Annotated in this window: 16 protein-coding genes; 2 read left to right on the forward strand and 14 right to left on the reverse strand. The window is 29.6% G+C overall.

All coding sequences use genetic code 11. The features are described 5' to 3' along the window. Nucleotides 1-96: 96 nt before the first annotated feature. From EHE19_RS14155 to EHE19_RS14190, 8 genes are all read right to left on the reverse strand, one after another. The gene (locus EHE19_RS14155; RefSeq protein ID WP_137696766.1) at nucleotides 97-1,470 is read right to left on the reverse strand and encodes a hypothetical protein; all 1,374 of its coding nucleotides are present in this window, start codon (nucleotides 1,468-1,470) and stop codon (nucleotides 97-99) included. A 2-nt stretch (nucleotides 1,471-1,472) separates the two neighbouring features. Next, entirely contained in the window at nucleotides 1,473-1,712 is a 240-nt protein-coding gene (locus EHE19_RS14160; protein ID WP_137696767.1) for a hypothetical protein, read from the reverse strand. A 63-nt stretch (nucleotides 1,713-1,775) separates the two neighbouring features. Next, entirely contained in the window at nucleotides 1,776-2,357 is a 582-nt protein-coding gene (locus EHE19_RS14165) for a class I SAM-dependent methyltransferase (RefSeq protein ID WP_205314713.1), read from the reverse strand. Between the two features lie 12 nt (nucleotides 2,358-2,369). Continuing rightward, nucleotides 2,370-4,784, reverse strand: coding sequence for a DEAD/DEAH box helicase family protein (locus tag EHE19_RS14170; protein ID WP_137696769.1), 2,415 nt, complete (start codon nucleotides 4,782-4,784; stop codon nucleotides 2,370-2,372). Nucleotides 4,785-4,839: 55 nt separating this feature from the next. Beyond that, nucleotides 4,840-5,583 (reverse strand): hypothetical protein, encoded by a 744-nt coding sequence (locus tag EHE19_RS14175; protein ID WP_137696770.1) that lies wholly within the window; start codon nucleotides 5,581-5,583, stop codon nucleotides 4,840-4,842. A 147-nt stretch (nucleotides 5,584-5,730) separates the two neighbouring features. Then, entirely contained in the window at nucleotides 5,731-6,969 is a 1,239-nt protein-coding gene (locus tag EHE19_RS14180) for a phosphoadenosine phosphosulfate reductase domain-containing protein (RefSeq protein WP_244648249.1), read from the reverse strand. A 1,047-nt stretch (nucleotides 6,970-8,016) separates the two neighbouring features. Continuing rightward, nucleotides 8,017-8,343, reverse strand: a complete 327-nt coding sequence (locus tag EHE19_RS14185; RefSeq protein ID WP_137696771.1) for a hypothetical protein — start codon at nucleotides 8,341-8,343, stop codon at nucleotides 8,017-8,019. A gap of 93 nt (nucleotides 8,344-8,436) precedes the next feature. Further along, a complete protein-coding gene (locus EHE19_RS14190; protein ID WP_137696772.1) occupies nucleotides 8,437-9,123 on the reverse strand; it encodes a DUF2726 domain-containing protein in 687 nt (228 codons plus the stop codon). Nucleotides 9,124-9,472: 349 nt separating this feature from the next. Between EHE19_RS14190 and EHE19_RS14195 the strand changes: the two genes are divergently transcribed. Continuing rightward, the gene (locus EHE19_RS14195) at nucleotides 9,473-9,757 is read left to right on the forward strand and encodes a ribosomal protein L7/L12 (protein WP_137696773.1); all 285 of its coding nucleotides are present in this window, start codon (nucleotides 9,473-9,475) and stop codon (nucleotides 9,755-9,757) included. Between the two features lie 185 nt (nucleotides 9,758-9,942). Here EHE19_RS14195 and EHE19_RS14200 read toward each other — a convergent pair whose 3' ends face one another. The 6 genes from EHE19_RS14200 to EHE19_RS14225 form a co-directional block, all read right to left on the reverse strand. After that, the gene (locus EHE19_RS14200; protein WP_137696774.1) at nucleotides 9,943-10,602 is read right to left on the reverse strand and encodes a nucleotidyltransferase domain-containing protein; all 660 of its coding nucleotides are present in this window, start codon (nucleotides 10,600-10,602) and stop codon (nucleotides 9,943-9,945) included. Nucleotides 10,603-10,666: 64 nt separating this feature from the next. Beyond that, nucleotides 10,667-11,140 carry a VOC family protein gene (locus EHE19_RS14205; protein ID WP_137696775.1) on the reverse strand — a complete coding sequence of 158 codons (474 nt, stop codon included), beginning with the start codon at nucleotides 11,138-11,140 and terminating at the stop codon, nucleotides 10,667-10,669. 123 nt (nucleotides 11,141-11,263) lie between these two features. Further along, a complete protein-coding gene (locus EHE19_RS14210; protein WP_137696776.1) occupies nucleotides 11,264-11,629 on the reverse strand; it encodes an MmcQ/YjbR family DNA-binding protein in 366 nt (121 codons plus the stop codon). Between the two features lie 292 nt (nucleotides 11,630-11,921). Beyond that, nucleotides 11,922-14,363: a hypothetical protein gene (locus tag EHE19_RS14215; RefSeq protein WP_137696777.1), complete on the reverse strand. Its 2,442-nt coding sequence runs from the start codon at nucleotides 14,361-14,363 to the stop codon at nucleotides 11,922-11,924. Nucleotide 14,364: 1 nt separating this feature from the next. Then, on the reverse strand, nucleotides 14,365-15,258 hold the full coding sequence (locus tag EHE19_RS14220; protein ID WP_137696778.1) for an ATP-binding cassette domain-containing protein: 894 nt from the start codon (nucleotides 15,256-15,258) through the stop codon (nucleotides 14,365-14,367). Nucleotides 15,259-15,274: 16 nt separating this feature from the next. Continuing rightward, on the reverse strand, nucleotides 15,275-16,534 hold the full coding sequence (locus tag EHE19_RS14225; RefSeq protein ID WP_137696779.1) for a hypothetical protein: 1,260 nt from the start codon (nucleotides 16,532-16,534) through the stop codon (nucleotides 15,275-15,277). 322 nt (nucleotides 16,535-16,856) lie between these two features. Here EHE19_RS14225 and EHE19_RS14230 point away from each other — a divergent pair, with 322 nt between their 5' ends. After that, the gene (locus EHE19_RS14230; RefSeq protein WP_171003517.1) at nucleotides 16,857-17,024 is read left to right on the forward strand and encodes a hypothetical protein; all 168 of its coding nucleotides are present in this window, start codon (nucleotides 16,857-16,859) and stop codon (nucleotides 17,022-17,024) included. The last annotated feature ends 273 nt before the right edge of the window (nucleotides 17,025-17,297 follow it).

The raw sequence follows: 17,297 nt of genomic DNA on the forward strand, positions 1-17,297 counted from the left end.
TTAATTTATTATAGTAATTTTTAAGTAATATTCTTAAGTTTTATACATAAGTAATGATTTTTATTGAGTTTTAGTTCTTGTATCTTTATTATACTTCTAAAAGTATAACTTCGAATTTTCTATAACTTTATATAGAATTTGTAATGGTGGCTCATATAACATATGGCTTATTTCTTCGTAACACTTCTTATTAATGTTTCTTGTTATATCATCATCACCATGTGCAATTCCATTTCGAATATCAACCAACTTATAATTTCTTTCACCTATTTTATGAGTATAAAGTATTTTGCATATTTCTATAAATCCATTTCTCTTATCTCCTAGAAACATGTCAAAAGCATTTATCAAGTTACTTGCTTTCTTCGCATTCTCATTAGCTACATATATTCCAATAAAAGGTATATTTCCTAATGTTGGATAAACATTTTTCTTTTTTATTAAAGACTCATGTGTTTTTTTTATTTTTTTGTTTTTACATATAGGTATATCTACGTTCTTATATTCTTGACTATTATAAAATGGTTCAAAAATATGTCTAACAAATTCATGTTCAAGGCTTCTTATCATTGGAAAAATAGCCAAATCAAATGATTTAAATTTTTCAAAAATTGAAATGGATAACTTAATATCTTTTCTGCTGTTTTCATCAATGTCATTCCACAACTTTTCAAACTTTTTGACCTTATCACTCATCTTACCATCTTGTGGAGATAAGCAATATACTCTATATGCTATTTCTTCAATTCTTTCAAAATCTGTTTTTTGATTGTTTCCTTGTAATTCTTTTATTTGTTCTCGTAACAATTGAATACCTTCATTGAGTTGCCTCTTTTCATCTATTAGTAATTCATGTTCTTTTTTTAATGTATTAAAACTATCAATAATCGCATTTATTTTCTCATCATCAAAATTAATAACACTCTCTTTTACATAATTAATAATATCATTATTCTTTTCAATACTATTTCTAATAGTAAAGGCAATTAGTAATTCAGAATAAATATCTGCCAAATCAGATTTCAATTTTTCATCCTTTACTGAATGGTTCCTTTTACAAGCACTTACTGCATAGCAAGCCCATTTATACATAATAGGATCATTTTCTCCATTATTACAAAACCAATGAATGCCTTGTGCTTTATACACTGTAGATATTATATCGTACCATCCTAACTCATAAATATTTACAATCAAATCTTCAAATGTCCAAATATAATTTATATCAACCGTAAATTCTTCTGTTAACATGGTTGTGGCAAGAGACTGTAATTTTGTAAATGCGTATAACTCAATCAATGGATACTTACGTTTATATTGATTTGCAACCTTACCTATGGTTTTATTATATTCATCGAAAAAACTTTCATTTAATAATTTATTACATTTTTCTTCATCAAAATCCATCCATGCATCATTTTCTTCTGGATCAATAGAACTAACAATTGTTTCAACAATAAATTTATACATATCTAATGTTTAATTAATTTAGGGTATTTTCTCTCACCAGAATAATTTTGGGCAAAATATGATAGTTCATTTAAATCATGAAAATCTGATAACTTATAATAGTACTCCACTAACTCTAATAGATTCAAAAATGGATTAAATATAGTATAATGTTCCTGATACTTAAGTTCAAAATTATTTCCATCTGAGACTTGAGGAACCATTATAGTTATATCTTTTCTTCTAGAAACTTTTGTAGCCATTTTCCCCTCCTTTTATCTTTATTAATTAAACCGAAAAAATATATAAATGTTAAAAATTACACACTATTCTTTTTTACACAACACATTCACCCAATACTCATTTTCTCTATCAGGGCGAACATCTTGAGTTTTCCATATTTTTAATATTTTTAAATCTCTTTGCATTTCAATAAGGCTTTTCAATGATTCTTCATTGTAGGAGTTAAACAGTCTGCCATCTCTGACTATTTCTCCTTCTCCATATTTAAATGAAGCATAGAAAATTCCATTTAACTTTAGGCTATTTGCTATTCTTTTTATTACATCTTTAATTTCACTTTTGCTGACATGCAAGAGAGAGGCACATGCCCAAACTCCGTCAAATTCATCATTAAAATTCATTTCTTGAAACTTCATTTTAACTGTTTTCTGCCCTGTTAACTCCGAACTGAGTCTTACCATTTCATCAGATGCATCAATTGAGACTACTGAAAAGCCTTTTCCTAAAAAAAACAGGCTATCTCTGCCAGAGCCACAGCCAGCATCAAGTAATTTTCCATTTGGTTCAATATATTTTAAAAATTCAATATAAGTTTCTGTCATATCCGCAGATACTGTACTTTCAAAGAACTCTTTAGAATTCTTATTGTAAAAATCTATACTCATTTTTATTTCCTTCTATTCTTCAATTTTCTTATATAGTTTGGCATGTTTGTTTCTCAATTTATAATCAAGTATATCACTAAAATGCTTTGCTAATAAACTGCTATTAAATTTTAGTATTTCATCAGATATATAAAACTCTTTGTTAATTTCATCATAACTAAAATAATTGGAACTCTTGTTTATATGATATATTGGCATTTGTATAGCTTTTCTCCTATAATCCTCAATTGTCCTGTTCATATAGTCTTTACTTCCTTTATCTTGCATATCTACAGAATACCTTGGATTCTGATAAAAAGCTTTCATACTTATTGCCACTTCATCTGCACTTACCTTTTTACAAAGTTTTTCTCCTTTTATAAATGTTCTTAATGTAGGAATCTTATAGAGCTTGTCCATTTTCATAGTCTCAATTTCATAGAAGAGTCCTTCTACATCTGTACCTATCCACGATTTTTCCTCATCATTTAGTTCCCCAAGTTGAGCCAACAAGCCAAGATATCCTTTTTTCAGCTTAATGAACTCCTCAGCTTTAATATCTGACCCCTCAAATATATCTGTCCTTGTAGGTCGCTTTCCAAGCGCTTCTTTTAATCTATAATACTCATTTCCAATTCTTACCGATAGCTTTTCTCTCTTTTTAAGTTCTTCAAAAAGATCAATCAGCTTTAAGTCAAACTGAACATTACAGCCCTCTGGATATTCTACATTAACAAATGAGCAATATTTTCTGCACATTGGATTTTTACCGCTTAATAATATTGGTAGAATATATGCACGTTTATAGTTTCCTATAAAATCAAGTACTGTAACACAGCTTTTACCGGGAAATTTTCTCAAGCCTCTTCCCAACTGTTGAATAAAGACTGTATAGGATTCAGTTGGTCTTAAGAATAAAACAGAATCAATCTCTGGAATGTCTACACCTTCGTTAAAAATATCAACAACAAATATTACTTGAATTTCTCCACTCTTTAACAATTCAACAGCCTTTTCTCTTTGCTCTTTATACTCTCCATCACCCGTATGTACTGTAACAGCCTTAATTCCAGATTTGTTAAATTCGCTTGCCATAAAGTTTGCATGATTGGCCGAGCAACAAAAAGCTACAGTTTTATTTAAATTAAACATCTTGTAATATTTAAATACCAAATCAGCTCGTTTCCCAACTGACAATGCTTTTTCAAGCTCTTTTTCGTTATATATGCCATTTTTGAAGTCTATTTTACTGTAATCAGTATCATCATAGACACCATAATATTTAAACGGCACAAGATAGTCTCTTTCTATAGCTTCTTTTAAATTAATCTCATAAACAAGATTATCATCACAGTATTCAAATATATCCTTATTATCCATTCTGAATGGTGTTGCCGTAAGTCCAAGTAAAAACTTAGGTTTGAAATAGTCTACAATACACCTATAAGTATTAGCAGCTACATGATGGAATTCATCAATTATAATATAATCAAAATCATCAGGCTTAAAATATGTTTCATTGAGATAGTTATCTTTGCCAAGAGTTTGTACGCTAGCAAAAATAACGTCAGCATCTTTGTTTATATTTGATGCCTTAAAAAAGCCTAAGCTTTTGTCTGGCATAACATTTTCAAAGCTTTTGCAGGCTTGAATTAAAATTTCTTCTCTATGCGCTACAAATAAGATTCTATTGAATTTTTGACTATCAAAAGCTGCAAGATATGTTTTCCCCACACCTGTAGCCATAACAACAAGACCTTTTTGCATTCCTTCATCTCTTGTTTGATTAAGGTAGTATAAAGCTTCTATTTGAGCACCATAAGGCTTTACGACTTGTACAGATTTAGCTTCTGCAGCAATCTCCCTTAAACATTCTTTTTCCTGCTCAAATTGCTCCTTACCAGTTCTATATAGCTGTTTGTTTAGCTTCCAGCCAATACTATAGTTTTTGAGTGCTTCATCATCAAGCTTGAAAGAATGGTTTTCAAACAAATTTTCAAAGCTATCTATGAATTGACTAATATCCTCATCACCATTGCTTTTTACTATTTTATAATTCCACTCTACTCCGTGTCTTAAAGCCGACTCAGATATATTTGAAGAACCTATAAATATTTCACTGCTGTGGTCATCTTGAAATATATAGGTTTTAGGGTGAAATGAAATGTTTGTATGCTTATAAATCCTTATATCTGCACATTCTCCCAGCTTCATCTTGAGCAAATATAATGCCGACGGCTCAGTAATTCCAAGGTAATATCCAGTCAAAATCTGTATCTGAGCACCATTTCTTAGTGCATGCACTAAATCATCTATTATCAAATCCACACCGGATTCTTTAATAAATGCAACCAATATTTTAATTTTGTTCGAGTTTCTAATTGCTTCTTTCAAGTGTGGAAGCAAATTTGAGTTTGTGTTGGTTATTAGGGCGTTTTGTGATAGCATGGTGGACCTCTTTGCTATTATATGTTGTTCAAGAGCGTATATATTTTATATTCTATCAATTAAAAACAGATATTATAAGCGATATTATTCCAATTAGTAGGGACAAAATAGAAATTATATTTATAAATGAATCTTCTTTTATTTTTTGTATAAAACGCTTTATATAACTAACTTTTAAATTTACTTTAAAAGTTGGAAAAAATACATCTTCAATCGTTACAATTATAAATACTAATAATAATCCATAAATTAACATAACCAAAAATATAATTGGATCTATGTTTTTCGGATAGTAATAGCCAAAAATAGATGCTACAATAAAACTTGCTAAAAAAGTTTTAATTATCTTGTTCGAAATTAAAGATAGAGAATTCTTATGTAATGCTAGATTTTCCTTTATCATTTCTTCAGCTTTACTTATCCACACTTTATTAGTACCATATAATTTTATATTGGATTTATTTCTAATAGATTCAAATTCCAATAAATCTACGACAATAACTCTAATTTCATTAGCATCTTTCCCAAATATTTCTAAATTAACATTATAAATACTATCTGAACCATTAATAATTTCTCTAAAATCCGGAAAACAATTTGCTCTTATAATACCGAACTCTGTCATTACAGTTATTCTAACTGAATCAAGAAATTCTGTATTAATTGTATTTATTATCTTCTCAATAAAATCTAGAAATATATTTTTGGACTTAAACCTATATTTACCTTTTATAGCTATTTTCCTCTCATATAGTGTTTTGTATTCATTATCAGAAATAATTTTTGATATCATACTCATAACTATTCTCCTTTAGCAAGTGAATTTTTCTATGTTGTTACATAAATATATTAATATCAGCGTACTTACCAACACTATTACAAAAGGCGTCAGAATATCTATATAATGTATTATTCTTAATGGATTGTGAAACCAGCAGATTGTATGTTAGCTTTTATTAATACTCACTACATTAAATCCTTTATATTTAATCGCTAGTACCTTCCTCATATAGCATCCAGCATTAAAATGTCCTACACATTCACCGCATCTTATACATTTTTCATCATTAATTTTATATTCTGTGGTACCATTATCTGTCTCTTTTACAGAAATAGCATTATACTTACAAACGCCTTCACACGCTCTACATCCCATACACATCTGGTATTTTGTTAATTGGCACTGTACCTTTCCTTCCGCTACTTTCATTGAACGTGCTCTTGCAATATTAATTTTTTTTATAGTAACTTTTAATTTTGTTGTCCCTATCCTCCCTTGAAGAACTACTGCAACCTTCCCCTTTTTATCAATAATATAGACTTCGCCTAGTCTCTTGTTGCCCAAGTCTTTATTAATATAGCCAAAAGGTTTGAACAATTCATAAAGTTCCTCAGTAATTGGTTTCTGTAATTCATAATTAAAAGAATTATCTTCTGTTGCACATGGTTTAAATGATATTATTGATGTATTAGCCACTTCTAACCCATAACCGCCTTGTCTTGCTTTCCAGTTTCCAGTGTCTATATAAACTTCTGGATCAGGCTTACCGATTTTTTTAGCAAAATTGATTAATAAATTTCTCCAATTTTTATATTGATCATACATATGTACCTTAGTCAGAAACTCAGACCAAAAACCATTGTTAGGACAACACCAACATCCAACTCTAGAGAATCCTAGTTCGTATGCTTCATTAAAGTCAATCTTTTCTGTTAAAATGTATAGCCATACATCGTAATCAAGCCAATCAATAATTGGTGAAACTACTGTTTGCTTTGCAATCTTCGGGCTTTCGCTTTCTCTTTCATACTTGCTTCTACTTACAGATTCACTCTTTCTAATTCCATAAAAAGTTAGAATATTAGTTTTATTTATAAATGCCGATGTTATTGTTCGAGTAATTGCACCGGTTTTGAAAACAGTACAGCACCACCTCATAACCCTGCTAGGTGGACCAATTGTCTCACATAATTCTTCAAAATTTTTTTCTCTATTTTTAGCAGATATAATTGGAATGCCTTTAGACACTTCGTTTGTTCTGAACCTATTTTTATATTCATAGGTTTTTTCAAACTCTAAAGTTGTATCACCAAAAATATGTAAAACATTATTTGTACCTAAAGCTTTAGTTACAAGATGAGATGTAACAGTTGAATCCTTGCCACCACTAAATGATACAAACATATCTTCAATTTTATATGTATCTAAATACTTCCTAATATAACTAACTGCTTCTTCATTTATTTCATTAAACCTAACACTATTAGCTGAAATAAACTTTTCAATTATTGCATCAAAATAAGTAATATCGATATCATCAACATACTTATCATATTTTCTTTTATTTTTATAATTTCTTCTAATGGAAGATCATTTAATTCAGTAATGGATATAACTAATTTTTCTCCATCTACAATATAAAAGTTATTGCTACACCAAACGGAGGAATTATCAAAATAAAATGGGGTCTCTTTCTTTAATATAATTCCTAATAGTAGTTTCTCTTTAGGAAACACAGGTCTTAAATCAGTTGATACATATTTCCCCTTATTTTTACAGCAAGGGCATGTATCTGTATAAATAGGTATATTACATTTCGAGCACAAATATAACGCTGAAGATAAAATTGTTTTTTGTCCACAATAAGAACATCTTTCAGTTTACATAGCTACATTACATTCTTTACATATATATTGAATCATTATCTGTCTCCACTATTTTTATCAATTGCTACATAATCACATCTACATTTTTATTATCAAATAAATTATTGCATCAAATATTACTAATACTATTAATTTAAGATATTTATAAATTATCTTTCATACAATTTGACAACTTTTTTATGTTTAAAAGCATGGTAGTAGAATAATTGAAATAGCATTCAATCAGTTCCAAATAATTACATTTATTAATTTAATGCATTTGGATATCTTATAATTCAACACTAATTTAACAAATCCCTTCTTATTTGGAAATTTAATATGTATTATTTATACATATCCCAATAATTTTGTGTTTATTAATTAAATAATAGAGCATAATTACAATTTTTTACACAAAAAATCCACCCCAAAGCAACAAACGCTACTCTAAGATGGATTTTTTAAAATTAAGGTCGAAATACTTAATGAACTTATTTTTAAAGATATTATTATTTATATTTACTCACTTTTCATCATAAATACCCTCACACCAATTAATTATCAAATCAGTGGGTATTTCTTTTACTTACCTTATAATCAGAACTATTAAAGCTTTATATTTTCCATTTTCACTTATTCTTAGGAACCATAGATCTTCAGAATAGAAATCGCAAAAGTAAACAAATCCTGTTCCAAGCCTCTTTTTAAGCTCTTTCCTGTAAGTTCTATCTTTATAAAAACTAACTAGTTCTTTAATTTTTTCTTTATCGGTAGTCTCTACTGCGTGCCCGTTCAAGCCATTTCTCATAAAAACTTTTGTTATATTTGTTTCATTGATTCCTAATAAATCCTCAAAGCTTTTAGATTTATATTGTTCCATAATATTTGTAGTGGCCTCTATTACAAATATCATTAACACCACCAATATAGCTTTTAGTAATATCTTTCTCATGTGATTATTGTCTTTGAGTCTTTTATAATTTTATATTTTAGAAATCTTTAAGTACTATGTACAATTAATCACTGCTGGCTCTTCTATATTAACTATTTCCTTGCATTTTGGATAATTAGGACAGCCATAAAAGTCATTACCCTTATTGGGGCCTTTGTTTGCTTTACGTAAAACCATTGGTATAGAACACTTAGGGCATAAAACAACTTTATTTTCTTGTTTTCCATCCACTCTATTTAAAATAACAGACAATGTGTTTTCTATTTCTGAACATTCATATTCCGACCTTGATAAAAAGCGGATTAACTCTAAATTTGCATCCTTATAAACCTTCTCAACAAACAAGTCTCTTTCTTTAGCCTTCTTACTTGTATGACTTATATCGTCTAATTCTATTCCACATAAAGGTTTCATTGTATTTGGCTCACACAAAAGAAAATCCACATGCTTTTTCGCAATTTTATTAAAGTGCTTCAAATATTCTTTTTCATTACCCTTACCGATAAAGAAAATGTCTTTTAATCCTACTTTGGGGCAAATAATTGCTTTTTCACCCACGCATAACTTTAAAGCATTATAAAATCTAAGCTCTGCATCAGTTAACACACTATCTGCAACCTTATAAGGAAGCTTTTCATTAGTAGTTATAGCCTCTTTCTCTGCAGACTTATTTGACATTAATTTTTCATAAACAATATAAACTATTAATGCGACTACCGCTATTCCTAAAATTAAGTCCATTTCTAAATCCTTTCTGTTATATAGTTATAATTTAGTGTAATTCTTATTATTCAACACAAATCTAAAGATTCCCTTTTAAATTTGTAATTTTTTCTATTATTTAACTATATTTGTAGAATTGAGGCAATAAATCATAGCTACTTGCTTCCATATTACAAAGTAATTTTCATACAAAAAATCCACCCCAAAGCAACAAACGCTACTTTAAGATGGATTTAGTAAATGAGTATATTATATAATGCATCAATTGCATTATATGGAAATTTAATTTAATATATGCTTAGACATCACTATCGTTATATTCTCTGTAACAAACAACGTGATAGGCTTTGAATGAAAGGAAATTAAAATGGACAGTAAATACATTTTCTCAGTTATAGGTATCGCACTTTTACTATTAATACTTATCGCTATTAATCAATTAATAAAAAGCGTTAAGCGCATTAATCTAACTTTAGATAAAATTGCTCAGAAAATTGGTGTAGCTGATCCAGCAGGAGATGATCTGATAAAATCTCTTATTGTGGACTGCAAGAAAATTGAAGCTATTAAAAGATACCGTGAACTTACTGGTGCAGGTTTAAAGGAAGCAGCTGACTACGTGGAAAAACTAACTCAGAGTACCATTCCATGAGTTCGCACAAAATATAACTCACTTATAGTTCGTTTGATTTGATATAGTTAAAACACATAAAACAAAATCTGTAAATGTATCAAAATCCGCAGAATAATTACATGCATAAACTAAATAGGTTACTAGATAATTTGAAATAACCTATTCTTTTTATGCACACATATAAAATTCCAACCATCACTCTTTTACAACAACTGTGTAATCCAACTTTTTGACCAATTAAACAATATTTCAGACATTTTATCAAATTCAACAGCACCGCCATTCTTTAAATTTAAGAAAGTTCGAATGATTGCCTGTTCTTCTTTGCATATAGCATTAAGCAAGTCTACTTGGTGAGTAATATAGCTGCCTGTCTGTTTGAAGCAGATTGCTTGTACAACAAAGGATGCAGACTTATACAAACCTCGCAAAATATCTTCACTTTTTTCGTACAGCATATTATGTACACAGCCATGATAGATATTACAAGCACCAATTTTGATTGCTCTATTAACGGCAGCATCGTCAATATGTGACAGCAGTTCATCGAGACTCCCTTTTATTGGCTTGGTATCATAGTAAAATTGGAAAAGGTCTGATGCTTCCCAATTCAAGATTTCGTCTTTGCCCGAAAGGAAGCCACAAATCAATTCTCTATGAGGAAGTGTATCCAACATATTGTTATAGACTTGAACATCTAAAGCGGAAAGTTTATTGAGTATTACAACAATATCGATATCGCTTTTTTCAGTTGCTTCTCCACGGCCATAACTTCCTTGCAGCCCAATGAACCACACTCGTTCTCCAAAATTCGTATGTAATGCATGTAAAAAATCATTCATCCAAGTAGTAATTTCAATCATATTAATCCCCCTACAACATTCACAAGAAACATAATTTTTTAAATAAAATAATATAATTTTATTACTACCCTCTGCCCTCCAAACACCCCATCACATACTCAACAGACGCATACAATCTTTCAGCAGTTTCCTCTACACTAAGTCCACTTTTCATAAAACGCTTAATAACCATGGCCATGTTTTCACCCACCTCAATGATATGCTTGTCTGGGTCGTAAAATCTCACTGCTCTCTGTCCCCATGAATGTTCAATTAACGGGTGAACATATTCGATATCAAAGGAATTTAGCTTTTCAACAAAAGAATCTATATCATCTTCTTCAAAATATAACTCCCCTGCATTATTACCAAAAATAATATCGCTTTCCTGCTTGTAAATAAAATCCTTCCAAGTATCGGCTGTCTGTAATGATATCCCACCTGTCAGAGCGACATTTGCTCCAAAATCAGCAACGACCTCGAGTCCCAGCACATCATGATAAAACTTTTTAGATTTTTCCATATCCTTTACTGCAATAAGTGTAGTTATGTATTTCATTGTCTTCCCTCCTTAAACTTATTTCTTTCTGTTAGCCATATATCGAATTTTGCTAACTGTCCATTTCTTAATCTTCTAGGAATTATTCTAACTGTAAAAATGCAAAAATTGAAGTCATTACTGCTAGAACAATCCAAGAATTTCCTTTTGTAACTTTTTACTTAGTCCACCAAGCACCAGTTGATATGACTTTTTTGTTAAGTCTTTCATCATTTCGTCAGGTATATTCCAGTCTAAATAAATTGAATTCCAGTGTTCCTTATTCATGTAGTGCCCAGGAATAATATCTTGGTGCTGGCTTCGCAAAAACTCGCCCTCAAATGGCTCCAGCTTGATTGTAATAATGTCTCTTTCACCCTTGGCATCCTTGCATATTGCCGCAAACATTTTATTTCCAATTAGATACCTTGTCCAGCCCCACTCTACCTTAAAATCCTTTGTTGCTCCCTTCATTGAAAGAAGGTATTCGTCTAGCCATAGATATTTCATAAAAAATCTCCTATGCATCATATTTGCTAGTGTCTAAAGTCATTTTGGCATAAAAAATTAATAGTTCATTATGTAAATGCTCAAAGATACCAGAATCCAATTCATCAATTGCAGCAGTATTAATGAATCATTGTGCAATTGTGCATTAGTATTATCCCATATAAAACATAGATTATTTTTTATACTATCAGATCCATACTTTAGAGCAATTTCTTTTTCACACTTCGAAAGTAATTTAGTTGAAAAAAATTTCATATCCAAATGTTTTTTCATTAACTTTCTGTTCTAACATCTATTTCACTTCTTTTAAACCAAATATATTTTTAAACAAATTACCTCCGTATATTTTACTACCTAATAGTACTGATGATATCAATATAATAACTAAAAATACATAATAACTAATTATGCTGATTATATCCTTACTTTTAGAAAATGAAGAAAACAGCACAAATATAGTGTTAAATGAATAGCTATCTAAAGATGTAATACCCATTAAGCTTATTATAATAGGGAAGCCTAAAATCACTGTTGATGCTAATATACAAATAGAGTGTTTCTTTACAATAAGTGAAATTAGAATTATAAGCTTAGCAATTGCGATACAGCCAATAAGCTGGAGGAAATTAGCAAGAACAACAAAACCCAAAACACTAATATTCAAGTCAAGATTTTCGAACAAGTATATACTTTGTATCGGAGCTGACCAAGATTTTATATCATATCGTGATAATAAATTGATATAATAAGGCAGGTATACTATTATCATAAGAATTATGGCAATTATGCTACCTATAAAGCCCTTTTGTGCAAATAACCGTAACCTGCCATTATATGTACTTTTGTAAACTCTCACCATCCCGTTTTTATACTCCATAGGGAATATATTACTCAAACATAATATAAGTAATATACAATAAATAAGTCCATTGTATAAATCTCTGGTTCTATTATTAAATATATAACGTGAGGATAGTTCGCAAATAAAACTTCCGTTAATTTTCTTTTCTTCTTTTAAATTAACAAGATACTGGTATTGATTTTTAAGTCTTTCAAATCCTGTTTTCTTTTCTGAAAAAAGAGTAATTTTGTTCAGTTCTCTGGTGTATTCAGCTTTATCTAGTTCATCCTTTTCAAATGAATTCTTTAGTTTTTGTAATTCCAATGGAATATTATCAAATTGTTTTTGTTCGTCTTGGATAAATTTTTGCTTTTGGGCAGTTAATTCTCCAGCCAAAGAATCAACATAGCCTTTATATACAGCTGTATCTTTAGTCATAAGAAATGGAGCCACATGTATATTTTGATATCCAATAATTAAAGCTGCAACAACTATTAAACCGACCTTATTTGTAACAAATATTTTATAAGTCTCATGAATAAGCATGCTTGTACTTCCATTAATTCTTTTCCGTCTTATAATAATTTTATTTATTAGCTTATGAAGTATAGGTGTAGCACACGAATAATTTCTTACATATGAAAATATAGTTAATGCTATTGTTAAAACAGATACTACTAAAGATACAAATATTGAAGCAAATACCTTACTTATAGGATAGCCAAAAAAATTAATATTTGTATATTCTCCATAGAATGTAAATACATCATAAAATGAAAATAAGTTTATATATTTGAGCGTATTTATATATGAAGCAGGATGAATCAATGTATAGCATATATAACTAAAACCGGTAAACAATGCCAAAACTAGATATATTACTTTTGGAAATAAAAACGCATTAAATATTACAGCAAAAATAAATGCTGTAATTACAGTTACAAAAATTTTGGTAACAATAAATAGGCATATGAATTCTTTCACTGATAGCAAAAAACTACAGTCTCTAAAAGAGCTCATAGATTGAATGTACCTCGATAAATCACCAAATCCATAAAGCTTATTTCCTAGGAACAATATACTTCCATAGAATAATAATGATAATACAGCTGTTGTAACCACTAATACAGTAATCTTAGATACTATTACAGGAACATGCCCATTTTTTGTAGATTTAGTAAGTCTAATAAGTCCGCTTTCTTTTTCTATTATGAAAATAAAAACACACATCAGGAATATTATTGCTGCCATTGATAAGTCAGTAAATCTATACTGAGTTGCTGATATAATTCCTGTCTCATCGCCAAGCTTTAGTTTAATATCTTTTAAATGTCTAAAGTCATTTGGAGTTTTTAAAATATTCCTATACGCAAAAGTCCCCTCTTGGCTAAAAATAGAAACACTTTGCATATCTTCAGCCTTTTCTTCCATCGAATTTATAAAATCAGGATAGCTTTCAATATATTCAAGTTGATTGTTTATCAGCCCCAAAGAAGTAATATAGTCTTGTAAATAACTATTATCTTCCATAAATCTACTATTATCATATTTTTCCAAAAGCTGGTCATAAGAGATTTCTATAGCTGATAATTTTAAAATAGGAGATACTTGATCCTTAATTGCCTCTTCAGCAATATTACTGGTTCTAAGGTTATTAATAATTGACAGTATATTCAGCTCATCATAGCTTTCACTTATTAGTGCCAATGCTTCTTTTTCAGATAAGTTTGAATACTGCTGTAACATATTTTCATATTCATTTGGGATCTGAAAGTCATTTTTATTTTGTTCAGCAATATACAGATAGCAATTAATAGCAAACAAAATTAAAATAAATAATAGCAGTAATTTTTTAGATAATAATTTATAAAATTCATATTTGAGTATACGCATTTTACGCCCTTCTCTCTTTATTAAAATCATTGAAAAGATAAAGGTAAATATCCTCAAGAGTAGGCAGTGCAGGACTTGCATCAAGCTCAGACTGCAAATTATCTCCTACAATTTTCACTGCTACCAGATTGTTTTTTTCTCCTACAATATTGCTTACCATATACTGTTTTTGTAATTCATTCAGCTTATCAACTGGTATGTGTGCCTGCCAAACCTTATTTTCCATCTGCGACAGAACTTTTGACGGAGTATCTTGTAGAATAAGTTTTCCCTGCTTAAGAAAAATAACCTCTTTAGCAACGTACTCTATATCAGATACAACATGCGTAGCAAATATAACTATTTTATTCAACGCAACCTCACTTATAAAATTACGGATATGTACTCTTTCCTTTGGGTCAAGACCTGCTGTAGGCTCATCTAGAATCAATATTTCAGGATCATTCAGCAGTGCTTGTGCTATTAATATTCTCTGTTTCATACCTCCTGAAAATGAGCCTAGCTTTTTGTGTGCATCATTACGTAAATTGACCAAGTCAAGTACATACTCTATTCTTTCCTTTGCCAGCTTCTTCTTTAAACCTTTTAGAGCCGCCATATACCATAAAAAACGGTTTGCAGAGAAATCATCATATAGCCCTTGATGTTGAGGCATATACCCAAGTATATTTCTAAAATCCTTACCCATTTTTTGAATATTTGATCCATCATAATCTATACTACCTGAATCAGCTTTTATATTATCCGTTATAATATTCATAAGAGTGGATTTACCTGCTCCATTAGGCCCTAATAGACCATATACTCCTGCAGTAAGGGAAGTACTGAAACTATCAAGAGCTTTTTTTGTACCTCCTTTATAAGTTTTTGATATTTTGTTCATTGTAAGTACCATAAGGCGTACTCCTTTACTAATTTTCAATTATTAAATCATTACCTGTTACAATAGCAGGTGTCATACGATCTATATCCATTTCGAAAAAGGTTTTTATCTCTATTTTCCCCGTTTTTGTAAACTGTTTTTTATCAGCATAAAAAATCTGAAATTTATCCTTCGTGCTAGTGGTAATAAACAGGTGTAAGTCACCTCCACATATTACAGAACTATTATCATTTATGTAGCCAGTATCTATACTATTTATAACCTTGCCGTTGTTATCCAATATTCTAAGTTTTTGCTGGTCTTTCGGCTTTGCGTCAGCAGACCATATGATGTCATTTGAATATAAATATTGTTGGTCTGATAAAAATACGCTATCTTTATCAATACTAAATATTTCTTTCTTATTACTTCCATCTAAATTACAAACATAGGAATTTTTTGTTTGGGATGTTCCGTCCATATTATATTTTGATACAGAATAATATATCTTTCCATTATGTATTGATGGATACGAAGCAAACTCTAAATCATCAGAATCTATATCATTATAAAGCCTATTTGCTTTTCCAGTAAGAATATCATATCTCATATGAATATCAGTAAAACTATTTTCATTATGAGCAAATTCTAAAAAATAAAGATTATTTCCGTAACACATTAAATCTTGAATATGTCCTCCTTCTAAGGTACCTGTATAGATAGTTTTAGGCTTTGCATTAAACTTATTTAAATTAAATTCTTTAATGGAGTATACGGAATTTTGATTTTTATCATAAGCAGCTTGTTCATAATATAATTTACCACGATGGATTGTCAAAGACATTGGCTTGACATCAAATTTTAAAATACTTTTCCTCTTTGTTCCATCAGAAGACACTTTTAAAAGTTCTGTTTGCTGATTACTACTGCCTAAAATAATAGAAATAACATAGATATTCCCATTATAATAAGATATAAATGGTGATGCATCATTACTAAAGAACGCATTACAATTATATACTTTTTTAGGATCATTTTCTCTGTCATGAATACAATTAGGCTTATTACACAATATAACAGGTTTCATGGTATTCTTGTCAGCATAATATAGATAACTGCCACTAAAAAAATAATATCCATTTTCTGCCTCAGCCATAATTGGACTAGAACCTTGGCTAAAATACATAAATTGAGAATCTTGATCTTTTATATACGTATTTTCAGTAGATTGCTTACCTCCACAGCCAGATAATGTAATTAACAAAGTCATTATGTATACTAGAATAAGTTTATTTTTTAGATACTTCATATTTATCCCCCTATTTACTATAGCAAAAAATTCTAGAAGTAGCTGTAAAAAAATCTTACAGCTATTTCTAGAATTAGTAGTAGAAAAATTTAATTAAAAGCTTCCTATAGAAGAAACATCATACCATGAACTGGAATTAGCATAAACACCATGTGTTCCAATTGCACCAAGGTTTCGTACGCTGTAATGATTAGCATTGACATATGCATTTACTGAAGAGGATGGACTAGAATTACTTGAACTTACTTCATAAGTATTAGTACCAAATCCATATTTGTAACGAACTGATGCTGTACATGCAACTTGTGAGGAAGAAGCACTTGTGTATGCAGAAGCAGAATCTGTTCCAAAAGATACACCACCATTACATCTAATTAATCCACAATATCCAGAAACGGATGACGCAGCAAAAGTACTAATTGGTAGTACTGATAAGCAGGCAACTAATGCACCTATTCCTATTATTTTTTTTTATTTTCATACGAAATGACCTCCAAAAATAAATTTTTTAGTTCGTAAAATACACTGCAGTGATTAAAACTAACCTTGTATAATATAGCATAATTGTTATTATTTTTCAACATATACAATTATCACAATTTTTGATAAACTTATTAACAATAAATATAAATTTAGGTGTAGTTCACAAGAAATTTGTTGTTTGGTTGTGAAAAAAATAACATAAAATCATTTCTTTTTATATAAAAATACCATATGTTAAGTGATATTACAATTAAATACAAAATATTTGTTTTTTAGTATT

Origin of the sequence: Ruminiclostridium herbifermentans (genome assembly GCF_005473905.2) — a bacterium.
GTDB classification, from domain to species: domain Bacteria; phylum Bacillota; class Clostridia; order Acetivibrionales; family DSM-1351; genus Ruminiclostridium; species Ruminiclostridium herbifermentans.